Genomic DNA, 898 nt, shown 5'->3' with positions numbered 1-898 from the left:
GTATTGGAATATGCTTCGTTGATGCGCTCCAGCGACTGAGCAGCTCCACGTACTTTCGTGGTGTACTCTTCCGTAGCGTTGGTAGCGTCGCCCAGCGTCGAGAGTTGCTGTGTGGTGGTGCTTAGACGGTTCAAACCAGCGCCCAGCGAGTTGATAGCTTCAGGAGTTACATTTGCATCCTTCAGCATGTCGTCTAATTTGCGGGTTAGGCCAGTGCTGCCGTTGTCAGCAATAGCGTTGGTGCGGAAGCTGGGGTTGCCAGTCGATGGGTCGTAACCTTCGCTCAACTCAGGGTACACCAATGACCAATCAACTTCTTTGGGGTTAGGTTGGAACGCACTTAAGAAGAAAATAACTGCTTCGGTGCCCAGACCTACAATCAGCATCTCGTTAGCGCCGGGTAAGTGTAGAATTTTGAATAGTGCACCAATAATTACGACTGCAGCTCCAATACCGTAGATTTTCGGCATTACACTGTCGAAGAAAAAGTTACCTTTTGCTGCCATTGTTGAAAAGAAGATTGGAAATGATGAGGGGTTGGTGAGGTTAATGCGTCGGCCACCCGGCCTGATTGATTAATTGAAAGCGAAGTTTGAGTTAGCGAGAGTTGCGGCCAATTTGAATCATGGCGCAACGGAAGCCGATGTAAGAGCGAGCGGAATCTTGGTATTCAAAGTTGCGGGTACCCGTTTCGAGGAAGTAAGCAATGTCTTTCCAAGATCCACCACGTACCACTTTGCGAGGCTCGTTGTCGTCGGGGTTGGTAGGGTTCATATCCCACACTACCGGTACCGAAGCTTCCATGTATGCATCATCGCACCACTCGGCTACGTTACCCGACATGTCATATAGTCCAAAGTCATTCGGGAAGAAGGCGCCTACTGGGGCCGTGTAAGCA

The 898-nt window shown here is 50.1% G+C and carries 2 protein-coding genes; both read right to left on the bottom strand.

The window, feature by feature from the left end:
• A partial coding sequence (gldL, locus tag J4D97_RS23070; protein WP_243900486.1) for a gliding motility protein GldL occupies window positions 1-506 on the bottom strand: 506 nt, incomplete at its 3' end.
• A 91-nt stretch (window positions 507-597) separates the two neighbouring features.
• Window positions 598-898: SUMF1/EgtB/PvdO family nonheme iron enzyme (locus tag J4D97_RS23065; protein WP_208309636.1), on the bottom strand; the 301-nt coding region annotated here is incomplete at its 5' end.

Source organism: Hymenobacter defluvii, assembly GCF_017589435.1.
Taxonomy (GTDB): domain Bacteria; phylum Bacteroidota; class Bacteroidia; order Cytophagales; family Hymenobacteraceae; genus Hymenobacter; species Hymenobacter profundi.
This window is presented reverse-complemented; position numbering and strand designations above follow the sequence as displayed.